This window comes from Kineococcus gypseus (genome assembly GCF_050871305.1).
Classification (GTDB): Bacteria; Actinomycetota; Actinomycetes; order Actinomycetales; family Kineococcaceae; genus Kineococcus; species Kineococcus gypseus.
In genome coordinates, this window is the sequence record NZ_JBJLRD010000018.1 from 1 (window position 1) to 19,677 (window position 19,677).

Annotated in this window: 14 protein-coding genes and 1 pseudogene; 6 read left to right on the forward strand and 9 right to left on the reverse strand. The window is 76.9% G+C overall.

Annotated features, from left to right (window positions below):
• A pseudogene (locus ACRYMN_RS08855) lies at nt 1–170 on the forward strand (glutamate 5-kinase); the annotation flags it as partial.
• A gap of 105 nt (nt 171–275) precedes the next feature.
• Here the strand turns inward: ACRYMN_RS08855 and ACRYMN_RS08860 are convergent.
• Nucleotides 276–1,661 (reverse strand): APC family permease, encoded by a 1,386-nt coding sequence (locus ACRYMN_RS08860; RefSeq protein ID WP_432494092.1) that lies wholly within the window; start codon nt 1,659–1,661, stop codon nt 276–278.
• Nucleotides 1,658–2,587: a proline iminopeptidase-family hydrolase gene (locus ACRYMN_RS08865; protein WP_432494094.1), complete on the reverse strand. Its 930-nt coding sequence runs from the start codon at nt 2,585–2,587 to the stop codon at nt 1,658–1,660. The genes ACRYMN_RS08860 and ACRYMN_RS08865 overlap by 4 nt, the downstream gene beginning before the upstream one ends.
• An 84-nt stretch (nt 2,588–2,671) precedes the next feature.
• Here ACRYMN_RS08865 and ACRYMN_RS08870 point away from each other — a divergent pair, with 84 nt between their 5' ends.
• Entirely contained in the window at nt 2,672–3,445 is a 774-nt protein-coding gene (locus tag ACRYMN_RS08870) for a FadR/GntR family transcriptional regulator (RefSeq protein ID WP_432494096.1), read from the forward strand.
• 95 nt (nt 3,446–3,540) lie between these two features.
• On the opposite strand, the gene ACRYMN_RS08875 is transcribed toward ACRYMN_RS08870, so the two are convergent.
• From ACRYMN_RS08875 to ACRYMN_RS08895, 5 genes are all read right to left on the reverse strand, one after another.
• Nucleotides 3,541–4,392 (reverse strand): S1 family peptidase, encoded by an 852-nt coding sequence (locus ACRYMN_RS08875; RefSeq protein ID WP_432494098.1) that lies wholly within the window; start codon nt 4,390–4,392, stop codon nt 3,541–3,543.
• Nucleotides 4,393–4,490: 98 nt separating this feature from the next.
• Nucleotides 4,491–4,940 carry a globin gene (locus ACRYMN_RS08880; protein ID WP_432494100.1) on the reverse strand — a complete coding sequence of 150 codons (450 nt, stop codon included), beginning with the start codon at nt 4,938–4,940 and terminating at the stop codon, nt 4,491–4,493.
• Entirely contained in the window at nt 4,937–6,496 is a 1,560-nt protein-coding gene (locus tag ACRYMN_RS08885; RefSeq protein ID WP_432494102.1) for an SDR family oxidoreductase, read from the reverse strand. Before ACRYMN_RS08885 ends, ACRYMN_RS08880 begins: the two co-directional genes overlap by 4 nt.
• Before the next feature lie 64 nt (nt 6,497–6,560).
• Entirely contained in the window at nt 6,561–7,652 is a 1,092-nt protein-coding gene (locus ACRYMN_RS08890) for a mechanosensitive ion channel family protein (RefSeq protein ID WP_432494104.1), read from the reverse strand.
• Between the two features lie 40 nt (nt 7,653–7,692).
• Entirely contained in the window at nt 7,693–9,885 is a 2,193-nt protein-coding gene (locus tag ACRYMN_RS08895) for a prolyl oligopeptidase family serine peptidase (protein ID WP_432494106.1), read from the reverse strand.
• A gap of 106 nt (nt 9,886–9,991) precedes the next feature.
• On the opposite strand from ACRYMN_RS08895, the gene malQ reads away from it, so the two are divergent.
• Both malQ and ACRYMN_RS08905 read left to right on the forward strand, forming a co-directional pair.
• Nucleotides 9,992–12,166 carry a 4-alpha-glucanotransferase gene (gene malQ / locus ACRYMN_RS08900; RefSeq protein ID WP_432494108.1) on the forward strand — a complete coding sequence of 725 codons (2,175 nt, stop codon included), beginning with the start codon at nt 9,992–9,994 and terminating at the stop codon, nt 12,164–12,166.
• Nucleotides 12,167–12,250: 84 nt separating this feature from the next.
• Nucleotides 12,251–15,253, forward strand: coding sequence for an AfsR/SARP family transcriptional regulator (locus ACRYMN_RS08905; protein WP_432494110.1), 3,003 nt, complete (start codon nt 12,251–12,253; stop codon nt 15,251–15,253).
• Here the strand turns inward: ACRYMN_RS08905 and ACRYMN_RS08910 are convergent.
• Nucleotides 15,204–15,731, reverse strand: a complete 528-nt coding sequence (locus ACRYMN_RS08910; RefSeq protein WP_432494112.1) for a GNAT family N-acetyltransferase — start codon at nt 15,729–15,731, stop codon at nt 15,204–15,206. The two genes, ACRYMN_RS08905 and ACRYMN_RS08910, sit on opposite strands and share 50 nt — an antisense overlap.
• Before the next feature lie 134 nt (nt 15,732–15,865).
• On the opposite strand from ACRYMN_RS08910, the gene ACRYMN_RS08915 reads away from it, so the two are divergent.
• The gene (locus tag ACRYMN_RS08915; protein ID WP_432494114.1) at nt 15,866–16,234 is read left to right on the forward strand and encodes a WhiB family transcriptional regulator; all 369 of its coding nucleotides are present in this window, start codon (nt 15,866–15,868) and stop codon (nt 16,232–16,234) included.
• 81 nt (nt 16,235–16,315) lie between these two features.
• Here ACRYMN_RS08915 and pepN read toward each other — a convergent pair whose 3' ends face one another.
• A complete protein-coding gene (pepN, locus tag ACRYMN_RS08920) occupies nt 16,316–18,871 on the reverse strand; it encodes an aminopeptidase N (protein ID WP_432494116.1) in 2,556 nt (851 codons plus the stop codon).
• A 154-nt stretch (nt 18,872–19,025) separates the two neighbouring features.
• On the opposite strand from pepN, the gene ACRYMN_RS08925 reads away from it, so the two are divergent.
• Nucleotides 19,026–19,643 (forward strand): mycothiol-dependent nitroreductase Rv2466c family protein, encoded by a 618-nt coding sequence (locus ACRYMN_RS08925; protein WP_432494118.1) that lies wholly within the window; start codon nt 19,026–19,028, stop codon nt 19,641–19,643.
• Nucleotides 19,644–19,677: the final 34 nt, after the last annotated feature.

A 19,677-nucleotide genomic window follows, 5' to 3' on the forward strand; every position in this document is an offset into this window, starting at 1 on the left:
GCACCGCCGGCGGGGAGGTCGTCCTGGTCTCCTCCGGCGCCATCGCCGCGGGCCTGGCGCCGCGGGGCATGCCCCGGCGCCCGCGCGACCTGGCCAGCCAGCAGGCCGCCGCCAGCGTGGGCCAGGGCCTGCTGCTGGCCGAGTACGCGCGCGGCGTCGCGCGCGGGGGCCGGGGGGGGGGGGGGTGGGGGGGGGGGGGGGGCGCGCCGGGGGGGGGGGGCCGCCGCGGGGCCGCCCCCCCCCCCCCGCCCCGCGCACCCGCCCCGGGCGCCCGCTCAGGAGCGGACCGCCTCCACGGGCTCGTCCGCCGGCAGGCTCGGGGCCCCGCGGCCCGCGCGCACGTTCAGCGCGAGGACCACCGCCCCGACGGCGAGCCAGGCGATGCCGCCGACCTTGGCGGCCGCGTCGGCGTTGACGAGCACGTACCCGATGACGAGGAACCCCAGCACCGGGACGACCAGGTGCAGGAGGTAGTTGCGCGAACGTCCCCGCACCAGGTGGTGGACGACCACCGAGACGTGCAGCAGGCAGAAGCCGGACAGGGCGCCGAAGTTCACCAGCGACGAGATCAGCCCGATCTGCCCGACGAAGAACAGCACGAGGACCAGGGTCAGCCCGGTGACGACGAGGATCGCCGCCACGGGCACCTGCCGGGCGCCGATCCGCGACAGGAACGCGGGCAGCTGGCGGTCGCGGCTCATGGAGAACAGCAGGCGCGAGGTGGCGGCCTGTGCGGCCATGGCGTTGGCGATGCCCACGGCCACGACGTTGACGACGAGGAAGGCGGTCTTCCAGCCGGGGCTCGACGCCGCCTCGACGAGGTCGAAGAACGCGTTGCCGGCGGTGTCGCCGAAGGACTCCCGCCCCGCCGCGAGCAGGCTGGCCAGCCAGGTCTGGACGACGAAGAGGAACGCGACGACGAACAGGGCGATGAGCATTGCCCGCCCGGCCGGGTTCCTGCGCCCGGTGGTCTCCTCCGCCAGGGTCGAGATGCCGTCGAAGCCGAGGAAGCTGAGCACCGCGATGGACAGCGCCGAGGCGATGAGCGGGCCGCTGACCTCCGAGGAGTTCCAGAACGGCGTCGCGCCCCACTCGGCGCCGGGGATCGTGCCGCCGTTCAGCGCGGTCGCGGCGATGACCACGAAGGCGACGACGAAGACGATCTCGACGGCCAGGAACACCCGGTTGGCCAGCTTGAGGGAGCTGATGCCGAGCAGGTTCACGACGGTGTTGAGCGCCACGAACACCAGCGCCCACACCCACCGCGGGCTGCCGGGGAAGATGCCGACCATCGACTCGGCGGCGAAGACGTAGAGCAGCGTCGGGATGAGCAGGTAGTCCAGCAGGATCGTCCAGCCGGCGAAGAAGCCCAGCACGGGGTGGACCCCGCGGCCGACGTAGGAGAACACCGAGCCCGCCAGGGGGAACGCCTTGGCCATCTGCCCGTAGGCGAGCGCGGTGAACACCATCGCCACCAGGCCGATGAGGTAGACCAGGGGCACCATCCCGCCGGCGCTGTCGTAGACGGTCCCGAAGATCGCCCACGGGGCGATGGGGACCATGAAGACCAGGCCGTAGACGAGCAGGTCGGCGGTGGAGACGGAGCGCTTGAGCTCCTGCTGGTAGCCGAAGGACTCCAGGGTGCGCTGCTGGTCGCTCATCGCGGTCCTCCGGGGGTGTCGTCGTGGCGGGCGAGGAAAGCCGCGACGACCGCGCGGAACTCCTCGGGCCGCTCGAGGTGGCTGCAGTGGCTGGCGTCGGGGACGACGTGGCTGGTGACGTCGGGGATCCGCTCGACGAACGGGGCCCAGGTGGCGGGGGTGGCCTCGTCGAACTCCCCGGCGACGACGAGGGTGGGCACCGCGACCGCGGGCAGGCGGTCGACGATGCTCCAGTCGCGCAGGGAGCCCACGACGTGGAACTCGTTGGGCCCGTTCATGGTGTGGTAGACGGTCGGGTCCGCCTCCAGCTGGGCCTCGGTCGCGGCGAAGTCGGGGTGGACCGGGGTCGTCCGGCAGACGTGGCGGGCGTAGAAGACCCGGGTCGCGGCCAGGTACTCGGGGTCGGTCGTCGTGCCGGCGGCCTCGTGGCGCTCCAGCGCCTCGCGGACGTCGGCGGGCAGTTCGGCCCGCAGCTGCGCGGCGCCCTCCACCCACAGCGCCATCGACGCCGGGGAGTTGCAGATGGCCAGCGAGACCAGGGACGCCGGACCGCGCACGGCGATCTCGGCGCCCAGCATCCCGCCCCAGGACTGGCCCAGGACGTGGCAGCGCTCGATCCCCAGGCCGGCGAGGACGGCGTGGAACTCGTCGACGAACAGCTGCGGGGTCCAGAAACCGGCCGGCGCGTCGGGCAGGTGGGTGCTGCGCCCGCACCCGAGCTGGTCGTAGTGGACGACGGTGCGCCCGGTCTCCTCGGCCAGGGCGGCGAGGTTGGCGACGTAGTCGTGGGCCATGCCCGGTCCGCCGTGCAGGACGACGAGCGGCAGGGCGCCGGGGCGGGGGTCGGTGGGGGTGGTGACCCGCACCCAGGTCTCGTGGCCCAGGAAGGGCAGGGTTCGGGACTCGACGGTGGTCGCGACGGGCATGGCGAGAGCATGCTCAGGCGAAAGGTCCTGCACAAGACCATTGCACCGGAGTTAACCTCTGGGAAACGACGGGAGGGTGGCGGGATGACGCGGACGCAGGTCGCGAGGGCACGGGCTGCAACGCCCGCCGGTCCCGACAGCCCCCGCGTGGCCGCGGTGCTCGAACGCCTCGTGACGGCCATCGCCACCGGGCAGTACCTGCCCGGCTCCCGGCTGCCCCCCGAGCGCGACCTCGCCGCCGCCCTCGGCGCGGGGCGCACGACGGTCCGCGCGGCGCTGGAGCACCTGGCCCGGCGCGGGCTCATCGAGACCCGCCGCGGCCGCACCGGGGGTTCCTTCGTGCTCCAGCAGTGGCCGGAGTCCTCCACCGCGATCGTCGGGCGCACCCTGTCGGCGAGCTACGCGCAGCTGCGCGACCTGTGCGAGGCCGTCGCTCGCCTGCACGGGGCCGTCTGCCGGGCCGCGGCCGAGCGCCGTTCCCCCGCCGACCTGGCGCGCATCCGGGACGCGCTCGACGCCTACGCCGGGGCGGACTCCGGCCTGGCCTCCCAGCAGGCCGACAGCGCCCTGCACCTGGCGATCGTCGACGCCGCGCACAACGACACCCTCCGGCGGGTGCTGGCCGACCTCGAGGGCCGGCTCAGCATCGGCGCCCCCGCGCACCTGTGGGGGGCGCCGGAGGGCATGCGGGCCATGGAGGTCCGGGCGCTGCGCGAGCACCGCGAACTCGTCGGCGCGATCGCCGGGCGCCGGGAGGACGACGCCGAGCGGATCGCCCGGGCCCACGCCGCCATCGACCTGGAACTGCTGACCGCGGCCCTGGCCCGCACCGGCTCCCCGCCCGCCACCGCGCGCTGACCGCGCACCCGGCCGCGGCCGCGACCCCCGCCCGGCGCACCGCAGCCCCGGTCCCGACCCGGGACCGGGGCTGCGGTGCGCCGGGCGGGCGCCGGTCAGGCGGGCAGGCCGGACGTGGCCAGCCAGGAGCGCACCACCGGGACGTCCACGCGCTGGTACCCGCCGAGGTAGCGGCAGTTGTCGGTGTAGCCGTAGCTGGTGACGGCCACGAGCGCCCCGCCGAGGAAGACGGGCCCGCCGGAGTCGCCGAAGCAGGTTCCGCCGCCGCCGCGGGTGTCGTTCGGGTTGCCGTTGAGCTGCAGGATCTGCGGGGTCAGCTTCTGGCCGGGCGAGGTGGTGTAGCGGCGCAGCAGCGGGTAGCTCATCGGCTGGGGCTTCTGCGGCCCGCTCTCCGGCTTGCGCACCTCGGTGCCGTAGCCGACGACCTCGAAGAGCGTCTTGGCCAGCACCGGCTGCGCGTAGCGGTCCAGGGTGCCGGTGGCGGCCAGGGGCGCCGGGGCGATCCCGGTGACCGGCCGGTCCAGCACGACGACGCCGACGTCGTTCCAGTTGTCGGTGTCGGTGAAGTCCGAGTACGCCGGGTGCGTGGCCGCGGTGCCGGACAGGTACCCGGCCGCCTCCAGCTCCGCGCGCGTGTAGCCCGCCGCGGGGTCGGCGGCGACCGGCAGCGGGCTCGGCGGGGCCTCGGCGATCGAGGTCTCGAAGGTCACCGCGGTGCGCCCGACGGTGCCCGCCGTGCAGTGCGCCGCGGTGAGCAGGACGGTCGGCGAGACCAGCGTGGCCGAGCAGCGGTAGCGGCCGGTGCCGTCGTGGAACACGATCAGGGCGACGTTCGGGTGGCGCTGCCCGTCGGGCCGGCCGCCGGTGACGGCGCCGGCGGGCGCCGCGGTGACCAGGGCGGTGAGCGCGGCGAGCACGGCCGCGACGAGGGTGGAGCGGACTCTCACGTGAACCTCCGGAGGAGCGGACCCGGGTGGTCCGGTCCCCGGACCCTAGGCGGCCCGCGCCGCCCGCGCGGGCGGTTCCGGCCGGTCCGCCGGCGTCCTCAGTCCTCGAAGGTGTTGAGCATGCTGTGCGCGGCCCGCTCGAGGTAGTCCCACAGCAGGCCGTGCTGCGCCGGCGGCAGGCCCAGGGAGTCCACCGCCTCGCGCATGTGGGTCAGCCAGCGGTCGCGGGCGTCGGGGTTGACCTTGAAGGGGGCGTGGCGCATGCGCAGGCGCGGGTGCCCGCGCTGCTCGGAGTAGGTGGTGGGCCCGCCCCAGTACTGCTCCAGGAACGTGCGCAGGCGCACCTTCGCGGCGTCGAGGTCCGCCTCGGGGTACATCGGGCGCAGGACCTCGTCGCGGGCGACGCCGTCGTAGAAGGCGTCCGTCAGCCGCACGAACGTCCCGTGGCCGCCGACCTCGTCGTAGAAGGAGCGGGTGCCGCCGCCGGGACCGGCGGGCGTGCGCCCGAGGAGGTTCTGGGGGCGGGCGAGGGGCTGCTCGGGGCTCACGCCACCAGTGTCGCCCCCGCGCCGGCGCGGCGCGCCGCCGCCTCCGCGGCCCGGCGCACGTTGCGCTGCATGCCGCCGAAGACGACGTCGTGGAAGGGGCTGACCGCCGCCCAGTACGCCTGCCCGGCCAGGCCCTTGGGGTGGAACAGGGCCCGCTGGCGGAAGAGGGTGCGCCCCACCGGGTCGGTCTCCACGCGCAGGTCCAGCCACGCCAGGCCCGGCAGGCGCATCTCCGCGCGCAGGCGCAGCAGGTGGTCCTCCTCGCGCTCCTCCACGCGCCACCAGTCCACCGCGTCGCCGACCACCAGGCGGTTCGGGTCGCGCCGGCCGCGGCGCAGGCCCGGGCCGCCGGAGAAGCGGTCCATGACCCCGCGCACCGCCCACGCCATCGGCCAGGAGTACCAGCCGCTCTCGCCGCCGATGCCCTCCAGCACCCGCCACAGCACGTGCGGGGGGGCGTCGACGACGGTGGTGCGCTCGTCGACGTAGAGGTTGCCTCCGGCCCAGCCCGGGTCGGAGGGCAGGGGGTCGCTGGGCGCGCCGGGGGGCGCCGCCGAGCTCCAGCGGGTGGCGACGTTGGCCTCCTGCACGCGCTGCAGCGCCAGCTGCACCGCCTCGCGGAAGCCCAGCAGCCCCTCGGGCGGGTCGGGCACGTACCGGGCGATGTCGTGCTCCTTGCACACCACCTCGTGCACCATGCTCTCCACCAGCGGCCGGGCGATCTGCTTGGGCACGGGGGTGACCACGCTGACCCAGTGGCTCGACAGGCTCGGCGACATCACCTTCACCGGCAGCACGTGCCGCTTGGGCAGGCCCGCGATCTCCGCGTAGCCGCGCATCATGTCCAGGTACGTCAGCACGTCCGGCCCGCCGATGTCGAAGGCGCGGTTGACCTCCGGGGGCATCTGCGCGGAGCCGACCAGGTAGCGCAGCACGTCGCGCACCGCGATGGGCTGGATGCGGTTGTGCACCCACGCCGGGCACACCATCGCCGGCAGCCGCTCGGTGAGGTAGCGCATCATCTCGAAGCTGGCCGAGCCGGAGCCGAGGATGACGGCCGCGCGCAGCACCGTCGCCGGCACCGGGGCGTCCAGCAGGATCTCGCCGACCTCCCGGCGCGACTCCATGTGCCGCGAGAGGTCCTCGTCGTCCGGGTGCAGCCCGCCGAGGTAGACGATGCGGCCCACGCGCTGCGCCGCGGCGGCGCGCGCGAAGGTGCGCGCGGTGCGCCGGTCGGCGGCCGGGAAGGACGCCCCGTCGCTCATCGCGTGCACGAGGTAGTAGGCGACGTCCACGCCGCGCAGCGCCTCGCCGGTGCTGACCGCGTCGGAGGCGTCGGCGCCGACGACCTCCACCCGCGAGGCCCAGGGGCGGTCGCGCAGCACCTCCGGGCGACGGGCCACCGCGCGCACCCGGTACCCGGCCTCCAGCAGCTCGGGCACGAGCCGACCGCCGATGTAGCCGGTCGCGCCGGTCACCAGCGCCAGGCGCCCGGCGCCGTCGCCGACCTCGTGGGCGGACTCCAGCGGGGCGCCCTCGGGCGTGTCGTCGTACACGCCGCCAGTGTCGGCCCGACGTGCGCGCGCCGCGAGCCGGTGCGTCCCCGCGGCGCGGGGGACGTCAGGTGCCGCGCCGCACCGCCCCCGGGTCCGCCTCGGCCGCGGTCTCGGCCACCACGTCCGCCTCGCTGGGCGGCGGCGGGTGCGAGCCGGCCGCCGCGGCCGGGTCCACGCCGCCGCGGCCGGCGGCGGGGGCCTGCCGCGGGGCGGGGCGCTCCTCCTCCCCGCGCAGCCACACCGTGCGCTGCGGGAAGGGGAACTCGATGCCCTCCGCGTCGAAGGCCGCCTTGATGCGCAGGCGCAGCTCGCGCTGGACCGCCCACTGCTGCATCGGGGCGGTCTTGACGACCAGGCGCAGCACGAGGCCGTCGACGGCCATCTGCTCCACGCCCCACACCTCTGGGCGCTCCAGCACGAGCTCCTTCCAGTCCTCCTCCTGCGCGAGGTCGTCGCCGAGGCGCTGCAGCACCTCCTGCACGTGCGCGACGTCGGAGCCGTAGGCGACGCTCACGTCGAGCACGGCGCGCGCCCAGCCCTGGCTCTTGTTGCCCACCCGCAGGATCTCGCCGTTGCGTACGTACCAGACGGTGCCCTCCACGTCGCGCAGCCGCGTCACGCGCAGGCCCACGGCCTCCACGGTGCCCGAGGCGTCGCCGAGGTCGACGACGTCGCCGACGCCGTACTGGTCCTCGGCGAGCATGAAGAACCCGGACAGGAAGTCCTTCACCAGCGCCTGCGCGCCGAAGCCGATGGCCACGCCCGCGATGCCGGCCGAGGCCAGGAACGGGGCGATCGAGACGCCCAGGGTGTCCAGCACCGACATCACCGCGGCCACGCCCAGCACCAGCGTCGTGGCGCTCTTCAGGACCGAGGCGATGGTCCCGGCGCGCTGCTCGCGCCGCTCGTTGAGCAGCGGGGAGGACTCCAGCAGGGCGCTGCGTCGCCCGCGCCCGCCCAGCCGGCTGGCCCCGCTGGCGATGCCCGCCGCGACGCGGCCGATCAGCCGCAGCAGCAGGTGGCGCACCACGAAGCACACGAGCAGCACCAGGGCGATGTGCAGGGGCTTGTCGAGCAGGAAGTCCACGACGGTGCCGGCGGTCTCGCTCGCGTCGGCGGCGTCGGCCCGCAGGACGGCGGACAGGGCGTCGGTCACGGGGTCGTGCGCTCCTTCGGTGGTGCCGGTCCGGGGTGGGTCAGGTGAGGTCGAGGCCGGTGGCGGCCGCGGCGAAGGCGAGGGTGTCGCGCACCAGCCCGGCGCTGCGGGTGACCGAGCGCGCGCCGTGCCCGACGTCGCCCTCGCGGCGCAGCAGCACCGGCCGGCCCGAGGAGGTGGCGTGCTGCAGCGCCGCGCACAGCTTGCGCGCGTGCAGCGGGTCCACCCGCGAGTCGCCGTCGAAGACGGTGAACAGCACCGCCGGGTACGCGGTGCCCTCCACGACCCGGTGGTACGGCGAGTACGACAGCAGCCAGCCGAACTCCTCGGCGTCGGCGGCCGTGCCGTACTCGTCGTTCCACGTGGCGCCCAGGCCGTGCTGCTCGTAGCGCACCATGTCCAGCAGCGGCGCGGAGCAGACCACGCCCGCGAACAGCTGCGGCTGCTGGGTCAGCGCCGCGCCCACGAGCAGGCCGCCGTTGGAGCCGCCGTGCACGCACAGCTGCTCGTGGGTGGTCCAGCCCTGCGCGACGAGGTGCCGGGCGGCGGCGTGGAAGTCGTCGAAGACGTTCTGCTTGCGCTCGCGCATCCCGGCGCGGTGCCAGTCCTCGCCCTCCTCGCCGCCGCCGCGCAGGTTCGCCACGGCGTAGGCGCCGCCGGCCTCCACCCACGCCAGCGCGTCGGGCGCGTAGTGCGGGGACAGGCTGATGCCGAAGCCGCCGTAGCCGTAGAGGATCGCCGGGACCGCGGCGCGCGGGCGCCCGTGCTCGTCGAGGGCGTCGGTGCGCACCGTCAGCTGCAGGCGCACGGTGGTGCCGTCGTCGCTGCGGTACTCCAGCAGCCGGCTGGTCACCGGCGGGACCTCCACGCGACCGGGCGGGGCGGCGTCCAGGTGCAGGGAGCCGTCGCGCGCGTCCCAGCGGTGCACGTGCGTGGGCGTGGTGGTGTCGCTGTAGCCGAACCACACCTCGTGCCCGCCCTCGGGGCGGGTGAGCAGGCCGCCGACGGACCCGGTACCGGGCAGCTCCACCGTGCCGGCCGCGCCCTCGCGCCGGCGCCCGCCGGCCAGCTCGTGCACGCTCAGCGAGGAGACCGCGTGGCGCGTCCAGCCGACCACGAGCAGCGGCTCGTCCAGCTCCTCGCCGTCCAGGACGGCCACGTCCTCCAGCAGCGCGTCCGGCGCCTGCGGCACCAGCTCGCGCCAGTTCTCCACGCCGGGCTCGGCGGGGTCGGCCACCGCCAGGCGGCCGCGGGGGGCGTCGAGGTCGGTGAGCAGGTACAGCCGCCCGTCGCGGCCCACCCACGCGCTGGTGCGCGCGTCGCGGCCCACGACCACCTCGCGCAGCCGCGGCGCGGCCGGGTCGCAGGCGGACAGGTCCGCGATCCACACGTCGTCGCGCGGGGCGGTGCCGTCGGAGGCGCTGACGACCAGCCAGCGCCCGTCCCGCGACGTCCACGCGCCGTAGTAGTTCGTCATCGAGCGCCCGGCGCCGAACACCTCCACGTCGGTGGCCGGGTCGGTGCCCACCCGGTGCAGGTACACGCGCCGGTGGTACTGCCGCTCGGCCTCCGGCAGCTCCTCCGGGGGCAGGCGGCGCACGTAGTAGAAGGCGCGCGGCTCGTCCCCGCGCGCCGGCAGCCACGCCACGGGGGAGTAGCGCGCCCGGTCCACGGGGCCGTCGACGACCTCGCCGGTGGCCACGTCCAGCACCCGCAGCACGCTCTCCTCGCTGCCGCCCTCGGAGACCTGGTAGGCCAGCAGGTCGCCCTCCACGCTGGGGCGCCAGGAGTCCAGCGTCGTGGCGCCCGTGGGGTCCAGCGCCACCGGGTCCACCAGCACCCGCTCCTGCGCGCCGGGCGCGTCGGTCACCCGCAGCACGGCGTGCTCGGCGCCGGGGTCGCGCCGGCTGCGGAAGACGCGCTCGCCGCGGTGCACCGGGGCGCCCACCGCGCCGGTGGACAGCAGCTCGCGCACCCGCCGCTCCAGCCGCTCGCGCCCGGGCAGGGCGGCCGCGGCCCGCTCCCACGCCGCGTCCTGCCACGCCGACCACGCCACCGTGCGCGGGTCGGCGGCGTCCTCCAGCCAGCGGTACGGGTCCGGCACGGGCACGCCGTGCAGCTCCTCGACCAGGTCCAGGCGCGGGGCGGGCGGCTCGCCCGCGGGGCTGCCCGCGGTGCTGCCCGGCCCGGTCGTCGGCGCGCTGCTGGGCCCGGTGCTCGGCGGGGTGCTCATGGGCGTCCACCCTAGGAGCCGCGCGCCCGGCGGCGGGCGCGGCGGGTCCCCGGGCGCGGCGCCGCGTGGACGGGCCGCTCACGGCACCCCGTGGCAGAGTCGGCCCGTGCCCTCTCGAGAGCCGCTCAGCGCGCCCCGCACCGCCACCGAGGACCGACCGGGTCCGCAGCTGCTGGAGCTGGCCGCCGCGTGCGGCGTGGCCACCCGCTTCACCGACTGGCAGGGGGAGGAGACAGCGGTCAGCCGCTCGACCATCGAGGCGGTGCTGACCGCGATGGGCCTGGACGTCTCCGGTCCCGAGGCGGTCGACGACTCCCTGCAGGAGGTGCGCCTGCGCCCGTGGCGGCGCACGCTGCCGCCGGTCGTCGTCGCCCGCGAGGGCCGCGCCCACCAGGTGCCCGTGCACGTGCCGCACGGCGACCCGGTCGAGCTGCTCGTGGAGCTGGAGGGTGGCGGCTGGGCCGGGCTGCGGCAGGTGGACCGCTGGGTCGACCCCGTGCGCGTGGACGGGCGCCTGACCGGCCGCGCCACCTTCGAGCTGCCCGACGACCTGCCGCTGGGCTGGCACGTGCTGCGCGCGCGCACCCCCTCCGGCGACGCCGACTGCCCCGTCGTCGTCACCCCCGACGTGCTGGACCTGCCCGAGGCGCTGCAGCGCGGGCGCAGCTGGGGCTACCAGGTGCAGCTGTACTCGGTGCGCTCGTCGCGCTCGTGGGGCGTGGGCGACCTGGCCGACCTGGCCGAGGTCGCCTCCTGGGCCGCGGGGCAGGGCGCCGGCTGGGTGCTGGTCAACCCGCTGGCCGCCGCCTCGCCGGTGGCGCCGATGGAGCCGTCGCCGTACCTGCCCACCACCCGCCGCTTCGTCAACCCGCTGTACCTGCGGGTGGAGGACGTGCGCGAGGTGGCCTACCTGCCCCCCGCCGAGCGCGCCGCCGTCGAGGCCCTGGCCGCGGGCTGCCGCCCGGCCAACACCGACCCCGGCGAGATCGACCGCGACGCGGCCTGGGCCGCCAAGCGCGAGGCGCTCGAGGTCGTCTTCCGCCACGGGCGCACCCCCGCCCGCGAGGCCGCCTTCCGCCGCTACGTCGCCGAGGAGGACCCGGGCCTGAGCGCCTTCGCCACCTGGTGCGCCCTGGCCGAGCGGTACGGCACCACCGCGGCGGACTGGCCCGAGGAGGTCTCCACCCCCGAGCGCGCGGCCGCCTCCGGCGCCCTGGACGCCCTCGCCGGGCGCGTGGAGTTCCACCGCTGGCTGCAGTGGCAGTGCGACGAGCAGCTGCGCACCGCGCAGGACCTGGCCACCGCCCCGGGCACCGGGCCCGGCATCGTCCACGACCTCGCCGTCGGCGTGCACCCCGACGGCGCCGACGTGTGGTCCCTGGGCGACGCGCTGGCGCACGGCGTCACCGTCGGCGCCCCGCCGGACGCCTTCAACCAGCAGGGCCAGGACTGGAGCCAGCCGCCGTGGCGCCCGGACCGCCTCGCCGAGCAGGCGTACGCGCCGTTCCGCGACATGGTGCGCACCATCCTGCGCCACGCGGGCGGCGTGCGCGTGGACCACGTCCTGGGCCTGTTCCGGCTGTGGTGCATCCCGGCCGGCGCGCCCGCCTCCGAGGGCACCTACGTGCGCCTGGACCACGAGGCGCTCATCGGCATCCTCGCCCTGGAGGCCCAGCGCGCCGGCGCCGTCGTCGTCGGCGAGGACCTCGGCACCGTCGAGCCGTGGGTGCGCGAGTACCTCGCCGAGCGCGGCGTGCTCGGCAGCGCCGTGCTGTGGTTCGAGTACGACGGCGCCAGCCCGCGCCCGCCGGAGGACTACCGCGAGCTGGCGATGGCGACCGTGACGGTGCACGACCTGCCGCCCACCGCCGGCTACCTGGCCCAGGAGCACGTCGCGCTGCGCGACAGGCTGGGCCTGCTGACGCGCCCGGTGGAGGAGGAGCGCCGCCGCGACCGCGCCGAGCAGGACCGCATCCTGGGCCTGGTGCGCGAGCGCGGCCTGCTCGCCGCCGGCGCCGGCGAGCAGGACACCGTCGAGGCCCTGCACCGCTACCTGGCGCTGGCGCCCTCGCTGATGCTCGGCGTCTCCCTCGTCGACGCCGTCGGCGACCGCCGCACCCAGAACCAGCCCGGCACCTCGCTGGAGCACCCGAACTGGAAGATGCCGCTGACCGGCCCGGACGGGCGCGTGGTGCTGCTGGACGACCTGCCCGCCGACGCGCGGGCCCGCTCCCTGGCGCGCGCGGTGCAGGAGGCGGTGCACGGCGGCGCGAGCGCCTGAGCCGGACGATCCGGACCCGGCGCCCGCGGCGGGGTTCTCCCGACCCGGCCCCGCGCGCGGCACCCCCCGCCTACCCTGGGCGGCGTGTCGTCGGCGCTCGCTGTCCGCGTGCTCGGCCCCGTGGAGGCGGTCACCGCCGACGGGCCCGTGCCGCTGAGCTCGTCCCTGCGCACCCTGCTGGCCGCCCTGGTCGTCGACGCCGGCCGCGTCGTGTCCGCCGACGCCCTGGCCGGGCGGCTGTGGGGCCAGGACGGCCCGGACGTCGGCTCCTCCACGGTGCACAGCAGCGTCTCGCGGCTGCGCCGGCGCCTGGAACCGCGCAGCTCCGGGCCGGACTGGGCGGTGCTGCGCACGCGCGCCCCCGGCTACCGGCTGGTGCTGGAGCCCGGCGCCCTGGACGCCGCGGAGTTCCGCAGGCTGCTGGCCGCCGCCCGCACCGCCGGCGACCCGGCCGCCGCCCGCACCGCCGTCGGCGACGCGCTGGCGCTGTGGCGCGGCGACGCCTACGCCGACGTCGAGGGCGCCTTCGCCCGCGAGGAGGCCGCGCTGCTGCACGGGCAGCGCCTGGAGGCCGAGGAGCTGGCCGCCGAGCTCGACCTGGCCCTGGGCCGGCACCGCGCGCTGCTGGAGCGGCTGCCGGCGCTGGTGGCCGCCGAGCCGTTCCGCGAGGGGCTGCGCGCCGCGCTCGTGCTGGCGCTGTACCGCACCGACCGGCAGGCGGACGCGCTGCGCTGCTACGAGGAGGGGCGCACCCTGCTCGCCGAGGCCCTCGGCGTGGACCCCGGCCCGCGGCTGCGGCGCCTGCACGAGCTGGTGCTGCGCCAGGACCCCGAGCTCGACGGGCCCACCGCGCCGGTCGCCGTCCCCGCGCCGCCGGTCGCCGCCGCCGCGCCGCCGGTCACCGCCGCCGCGCCGCGGGGTCCGCGCGTGCGCCGCCCGCCGCTGCCGGTGCCGGCCACGCCCCTGCTGGGCCGCGGTGACGACCTGGCGCGGGTGCGCCGCCTCCTCGACGACGGCGCGCGGCTGGTCACGCTGACCGGCACCGGCGGGGTGGGCAAGACCCGCCTGGCGCTGGCCGCGGCCGGCGCGGCCGCCGACCGCTTCCCCGACGGCACGGTCCTGGTGCCCCTGTCCACCCTCGACGACGCCGGCGCGGTGCTGCCGGCCGTGGCGCGGGCCCTGGGCGTCGGCGCCGCCGACGGCCCGGCGGTGCGCGAGGCCGTGGCCGCCCACCTGCGCCCGCTGCGGCTGCTGCTCGTGCTGGACAACCTCGAGCACCTCCTCGACGCCGCCGTGGACGTCGCCGAGCTGGTGCGCGCCTGCCCGCACCTGGTCGTGCTCGTCACCAGCCGCGCCCCGCTGCGCGTGGCCGGCGAGGTCGAGCACCGCGTGGAGCCGCTGGCGCTGCCCGGCGACGGCGCCGGGCCCGAGGAGGTCCTCTCCTGCCCGGCCGTCACGCTCTTCTGCGACCGCGCCCGCGCCGTCGTGCCCGGCTTCCGCGTCGAGGGCGCCGACGTGCGCGTCGTCGCCGACGTGTGCACCGCCCTGGCCGGGATCCCGCTGGCCCTGGAGCTGGCCGCGGCGCGGGTGCGGGTGCTGGGCCCGCGCGACCTGCTGGCCCGCCTGGACGAGGCCCTCTCCGGCGGCCGGCGGGACCTGCCGGCGCGCCAGCGCACGATGCAGGCCACGCTGGAGTGGAGCTACGGGCTGCTCGACGCCGGGGCGCAGCGCCTGTTCCGGCACCTGGGCGTCTTCTGCGGCGGCTGGACGCTGCCGGTGCTGGAGGCCGTGGAGGGCCCGGGCGTGCTGGGACCGCTGGAGTCGCTCGTCGAGCAGTCCCTCGTGCGCGTCGAGCACGGCGAGGACGGCGCGCGCTTCTCGATGCTGGAGCCGACGCGCCAGCACGCGCAGCGCCTGCTCGGCGACGAGGAGCGCGCCGCGGTGGCCGCCGCCCACGCCGCCGCGCACCTGGCGCTGGCCGAGGAGGCGCAGGCCGGCTACCAGCGCGACGCGCAGGTCGGCTGGCTGCGCCGCGTCGAGCGCGAGCACGCCAACCTGCTGGCCGCCGTGGACGCCAGCTGCGCCGCCGGGGACGGCGCGACCGCCGGGCGCCTGGTGTGGGCGATGTGGCTGTTCTGGTGGATGCGCGGGCACGTGGCCGTGGGCCGGCGCGCCTGCTCGGCCGTCGCGCAGCTGCCCGGCGTGCCGGCGCCGGTGCGCCTGCGGGTGGACCTCGCGCTCGGCGCGATGCTCTTCGCCCTGGGCGAGGTCGCGCTCGCCGACGAGGTGTGGGGCCGGGCGCACGCGGCCGCCCTGGCCGGCGGCGACGCGGCGGGCCTGGCGCACAGCACCGCCTGCCGGGGGCTGACGGCCCTGGCCCTGGGCGACGCCCCCGCCGCCGTGGAGCACCTGCGCGCCGCGCTGCCGCTGGCGCGGGCGCTGCCGGCAGACTCCGACGGGCCGTGGCTGGAGGCGCTGGAGCAGGTCTGGCTCGGCACGGCGCTGACCGCCGCGGGCGCCGCGACCGGCGCGCGCGAGCACTTCGAGACCGGCCTGGCGCTGGCCCGCGCCCGCGGCGACCGGCTGACGACGTTCGTGGCGCTGTACAACCTCGCGCAGGCCGAGGCCCCCCGCGACCCGCGCGCGGCCCGCGCGCTGCTGCAGGAGGGCATCGTGCTCTCCGGCCAGCTGGGCGACCTGGCCAACCTCTCGCACTTCCTCGACGCCCTCGTGGTGCTCCTCACCGCTGCGGGCGCGCCCGGCGCGGGGGGGCGCGGTGGCGGGGAGGGCGGCGGGCTGGGCGGTGGGCCGGGCGCGGCCGACCCCGTGGTGCCCGCGGTGCTGCTGGGGGCCGCGCGCGGCGCCCGCGACACCGTCGGCGCGGACGTCTACGGCTTCTACCTGCGCGACGACGCCCAGCTGGCGGCGGCGCGCGAGCGGCTGGTGAGCGCCCTGGGCGCGCAGCGCCTGGCCGAGGCGGAGGCGAGCGGGCGCGCGCTGCCCCTGCAGGAGGTGGTGCGCCTGGCGGCCGGCGCGCTCACGGCAGCGGGGGCGGTGGGGGCAGCGCCAGCCACTGCTGCCAGGTGAGGTCGCGCCCCACGAAGCGCGGCCGGGCGAACGGCCAGTCCCGGTGCACCCAGCGCGGCACCTCGACCTCCAGCGCCCGCTCCAGCTCGGAGCCGGCCAGGCGGTCCACCACCCACCAGGAGACGTCGGCGTCCGCGCCCTCGCGCCCCGGCGGGTCCAGGTAGACGCAGCCGAGCAGCTCGGACTCCTCGTCGTCGAAGAGGGCGTAGTTGAACGACTCGTGGCGGGCGATCTCCGCCTCGTGGCGGGCCAGGTCGACGCGGTCCTGCTCGCGCGTCATGCCCTCCGGCGGCCAGCCCCACACCTCGCCGAAGATGGACCACAACCGCTCGCGCGAGCCGGTGACCGCCGGCAGGTCCAGGTCGACGTCCAGCTCCCGGATCGGGCGCAGGTGGTGCCCGGTGGGCAGGTCCAGGCGGGTGGGGTGGCGGAACCACGGCGGCAGCCAGGGGTGTGCGGCGGTGTCCTGCTCGGGCACGGTGCCTCCTCTCGCGGGGCCCCGCCGCGGTGGCGGGACGCCGCGAGCGTGCCGCCACCGCCTCGCCACCGGCTCGCACCCGGTACCAGTGCGGTGCAAGGGGGGTGCAAGGGCGTGTCGGCAGGCTCTGGACCGTGGCACCCGTCCTCGCCCCGACCCGGCCGGCTCCGTCCCGGCCCGCCCCGCCCGACCCCTTCCGGGCCGGCTCCGCCCCGCTCGACGCGGTGGTCCCCGGCCCGGCGCCCGCCCGCGCCGGCCTGCCGCCGTGCCGCACCGCACCGGCGGACCTCTTCTTCGCCGAGGACCTCGAGCAGGTCCAGCGCGCCAAGGCGCTGTGCGCGCCGTGCCCGCTGCGGCGCGCCTGCCTGGCCGGTGCGCTGCAGCGCCGCGAGCCGGCCGGGGTGTGGGGCGGTCAGCTCTTCGTCGACGGCGTGGCCGTCGCCTACAAGCGCGGGCGCGGGCGCCCGCGCAAGGACGCCCCGCCCCTGACACCGGTGTTCTGACACCGGTACCCGGGCCCGCCCCCACCGGCGGGCCCGTTGCGGTGGGCCCGCCGGGGGGACGGGCCCACCGCGGCGCGCGGGTCAGCGCGCGTCGCGCTCCTGCGCCCGCAGGGCCCGCGCCACCCCGTCGCGGTTCTCCAGCACCAGGCGCCGCAGCGCCGGCGGGGCGTCGCCCGCCGCGGCCAGCCAGGCGTCGGTGCGCTCCAGCAGCGCGGCGTCGGCCAGCGCCACCGGGTACAGGCCGGTGACGACCTGCTGGGCCATCTCGTTGGTGCGCTCGGCCCACACCGTGCGCAGCGCCGCGAAGTACGGCTCGACGAACGGGCGCAGCAGCTCCGGGTCGTTGACCCGGCCGAACCCGGCGATGACCGAGGCCTGCACCGCGTTGGGCAGCGTGCCGCGCTCGACGACCTCGGCCCACGCCGCCGCCTTGGCCGCCGGCGCCGGCAGCGCCGCGCGGGCCGCGGCGGCCGAGCGCTGGCCGGTGGCGGTGGCGTCGCGCTCGAGCTCGGCGGCCACGGCCGCCTCGTCGGCCGCGCCGCCGGCGGCCAGCGCCGTCAGCAGCGCCCAGCGCATGTCGGCGTCGACCTCCAGGCCCTCCACGGCGGTGGTGCCCTCGTAGAGGCCGCGCACCACGGCCAGGTGCTCCGCGCTGCGCGCGGAGGAGGCGAAGGCGCGCGCGAACTGCAGCTGCACGTCGCTGCCGGGGGCCGCCGCGCGCAGCATCCCCAGCAGCGCGTCGGCGGTGCGCGCCTGCAGCTGCGCGCGCCGCTGCGGGGCGCTGTAGAGCTCCACGGTGGTGGACAGCTGGCGCAGCAGCACCAGCGCCACGGTGGAGTCGGCGCGGGCCGCGTCGCCGGGCAGCAGGGTGCCCAGCAGCAGCTCGGCGTAGTCGTGCGCGGCCAGCTCGCCGTCGCGCGTCATGTCCCACAGGGCGGCGGCGACCAGCGAGCGCGGCAGGGAGTCCTCAAAGGCGTCCAGGTGCTGCAGGGCGGTGGCCAGCGAGGCGTCGTCCAGGCGGACCTTGGCGTAGGCCAGGTCGTCGTCGTTGACCAGCAGCAGGTCCGGGCGCCGGCGCCCCACGAGCCCGGTCAGCTCGGTGCTCTCCCCGGCGGCGTCCAGCTCCACCCGGTGGGTGCGCACGAGCCTGCCGTCGACGAGGTCGTAGCAGCCCACGGCCAGGCGGTGCGCGCGCAGGTGCGGGTGCTCCGCGGGCGCCTCCTGGCGCAGCACGGCCGAGGTGATCGCGCCGTCGGCGTCCGTCTCCAGGACCGGTCGCAGCGTGGCCACGCCCGCGGTCTCCAGCCACTCGCGCGACCAGGCGCCCAGGTCGCGCCCGGAGGTGGTCTCCAGCTCGCGCAGCAGGTCCACCAGCTCGGTGTTGCCCCACGCGTGGCGGCGGAAGTAGGCGCGCACGCCGGCGAGGAACTCCTCGCGGCCCACGTACGCGACGAGCTGCTTGAGGACGCTGGCGCCCTTGGCGTAGGTGATGCCGTCGAAGTTGACCTCGACGTCCTCGAGGTCGTTGATCTCCGCGACGATCGGGTGGGTCGTGGGCAGCTGGTCCTGGCGGTAGGCCCAGGACTTCTCCAGCGAGTTGAACGTGGTCCACGCGCCGGTCCACTCGGTGGCCTCGGCGGCCGCCAGGGTGCTGGCGAACTCCGCGAAGGACTCGTTGAGCCACAGGTCGTTCCACCAGCGCATGGTGACCAGGTCGCCGAACCACATGTGCGCCAGCTCGTGCAGCACGGTGACGACGCGGCGCTCGACGGTCGCCCGCGGCACCTTGGAGCGGAAGACGTAGCTCTCCACGAACGTGACCGCGCCGGCGTTCTCCATGGCCCCGGCGTTGAACTCCGGCACGAAGACCTGGTCGTACTTGGCGAAGGGGTACGGCGTCTCGAACTCGCGCTCGAAGAACTCGAAACCGGCCTTCGTGGCCGCCACGACGTTGTGCGCGTCGAGGTGCTCGACCAGGGACCGGCGGCAGTACACGCCCAGCGGCACCGTGCGCCCGTCGGAGGAGACCAGGGAGTCCTCCGAGCCCTCGTACGGGCCGGCGATGACGGCGGTGACGTAGCTGGCCAGGCGCGGGGTCGGCTCGAAGCGCCACCGCTTGCCGCCGGGCACCTCGTCGGTGCCGGCCACGGGCGCGCCGGAGATCACGCGCCAGTGCGCCGGGGCCGTCACGGTGAAGGCGAACGCGGCCTTGAGGTCGGGCTGCTCGAAGACGGCGAAGACGCGCCGGGAGTCGGCGACCTCGAACTGCGTGTAGAGGTACACCTCGTCGTCGACGGGGTCGACGAAGCGGTGCAGGCCCTCGCCGGTGTTCATGTAGCGGCAGTCGGCCACCACGCGCAGCTCGTTGTCCTCGGCCAGGCCGTCGAGCTGCACGCGCACCCCGTCGCTGACGGCGGCCGGGTCCAGCGGGCGGCCGTTGAGGACGACCTCGTGCACGGCGGCGCTGATGAGGTCGATGAAGGTCGAGGCGCCCTCGCGCGCGCCGAAGCGGGCGGTGGTGACCGAGCGGAACACCTCCGGCCCGGTCGTCAGGTCCAGCTCCACGTCGTAGGTGTCGACCCGCACGAGCTCCGCTCGGGCGCGGGCCTCCTCGCGCGTCAGGTTCTCGCCGGGCACGTCCACGTCCTTCCGCTCCGCCGGGTGCGCCGGGGGCCGTCGTGCCCCCGCAGGGCGGTCACTCTGCCACGAGGCGCCGACGCCGCGCCGGGGTGCCCGCGGTGCCCGCCGGGCCCCGTGGCCGGTGCCCGGCGCCGGGGGCAGGATGAGGCCCATGACGACGACCCCCGCCAACGGCACCGCCGACTTCTGGTTCGACCCGCTGTGCCCCTGGGCCTGGATGACCTCGCGCTGGATGCTGGAGGTCGAGCGGGTGCGCGACGTGCGCGTGCGCTGGCACGTGATGAGCCTGTCGGTGCTCAACGAGGGCCGCGACCTGCCGCAGGAGTACCGCGACCTCATGGACCGCGGCTGGGGCCCGGTGCGCGTGGTGACCGCCGCGCGCGAGCTGCACGGCGAGGACGTCGTGCTGCCGCTCTACACGGCCATGGGCACCCGCATCCACCCCGGCGGGAACAAGGACTTCGACGAGGTGATCGCCCAGTCGCTGCAGGAGGTGGGCCTGCCCGCCGACCTGGCCGGCGCCGCGCGCACCGACACCTACGACCCGCAGCTGCGCGCCTCGCACACCGAGGGCATCACGCTGGTCGGCGAGGACGTGGGCACCCCCGTCGTCGCGTTCGGCGGCACCGCCTTCTTCGGGCCCGTCGTCACCCCCGCGCCCAAGGGCGAGGACGCCGGCCGGCTGTGGGACGGCTGCGTGCTCGTCGCCGGCACGCCCGGCTTCTTCGAGCTCAAGCGCACCCGCACCCAGGGCCCCGTCTTCGACTGACCGCGGCCGGCGCACGGGTGGGGCGGGGCTGCGC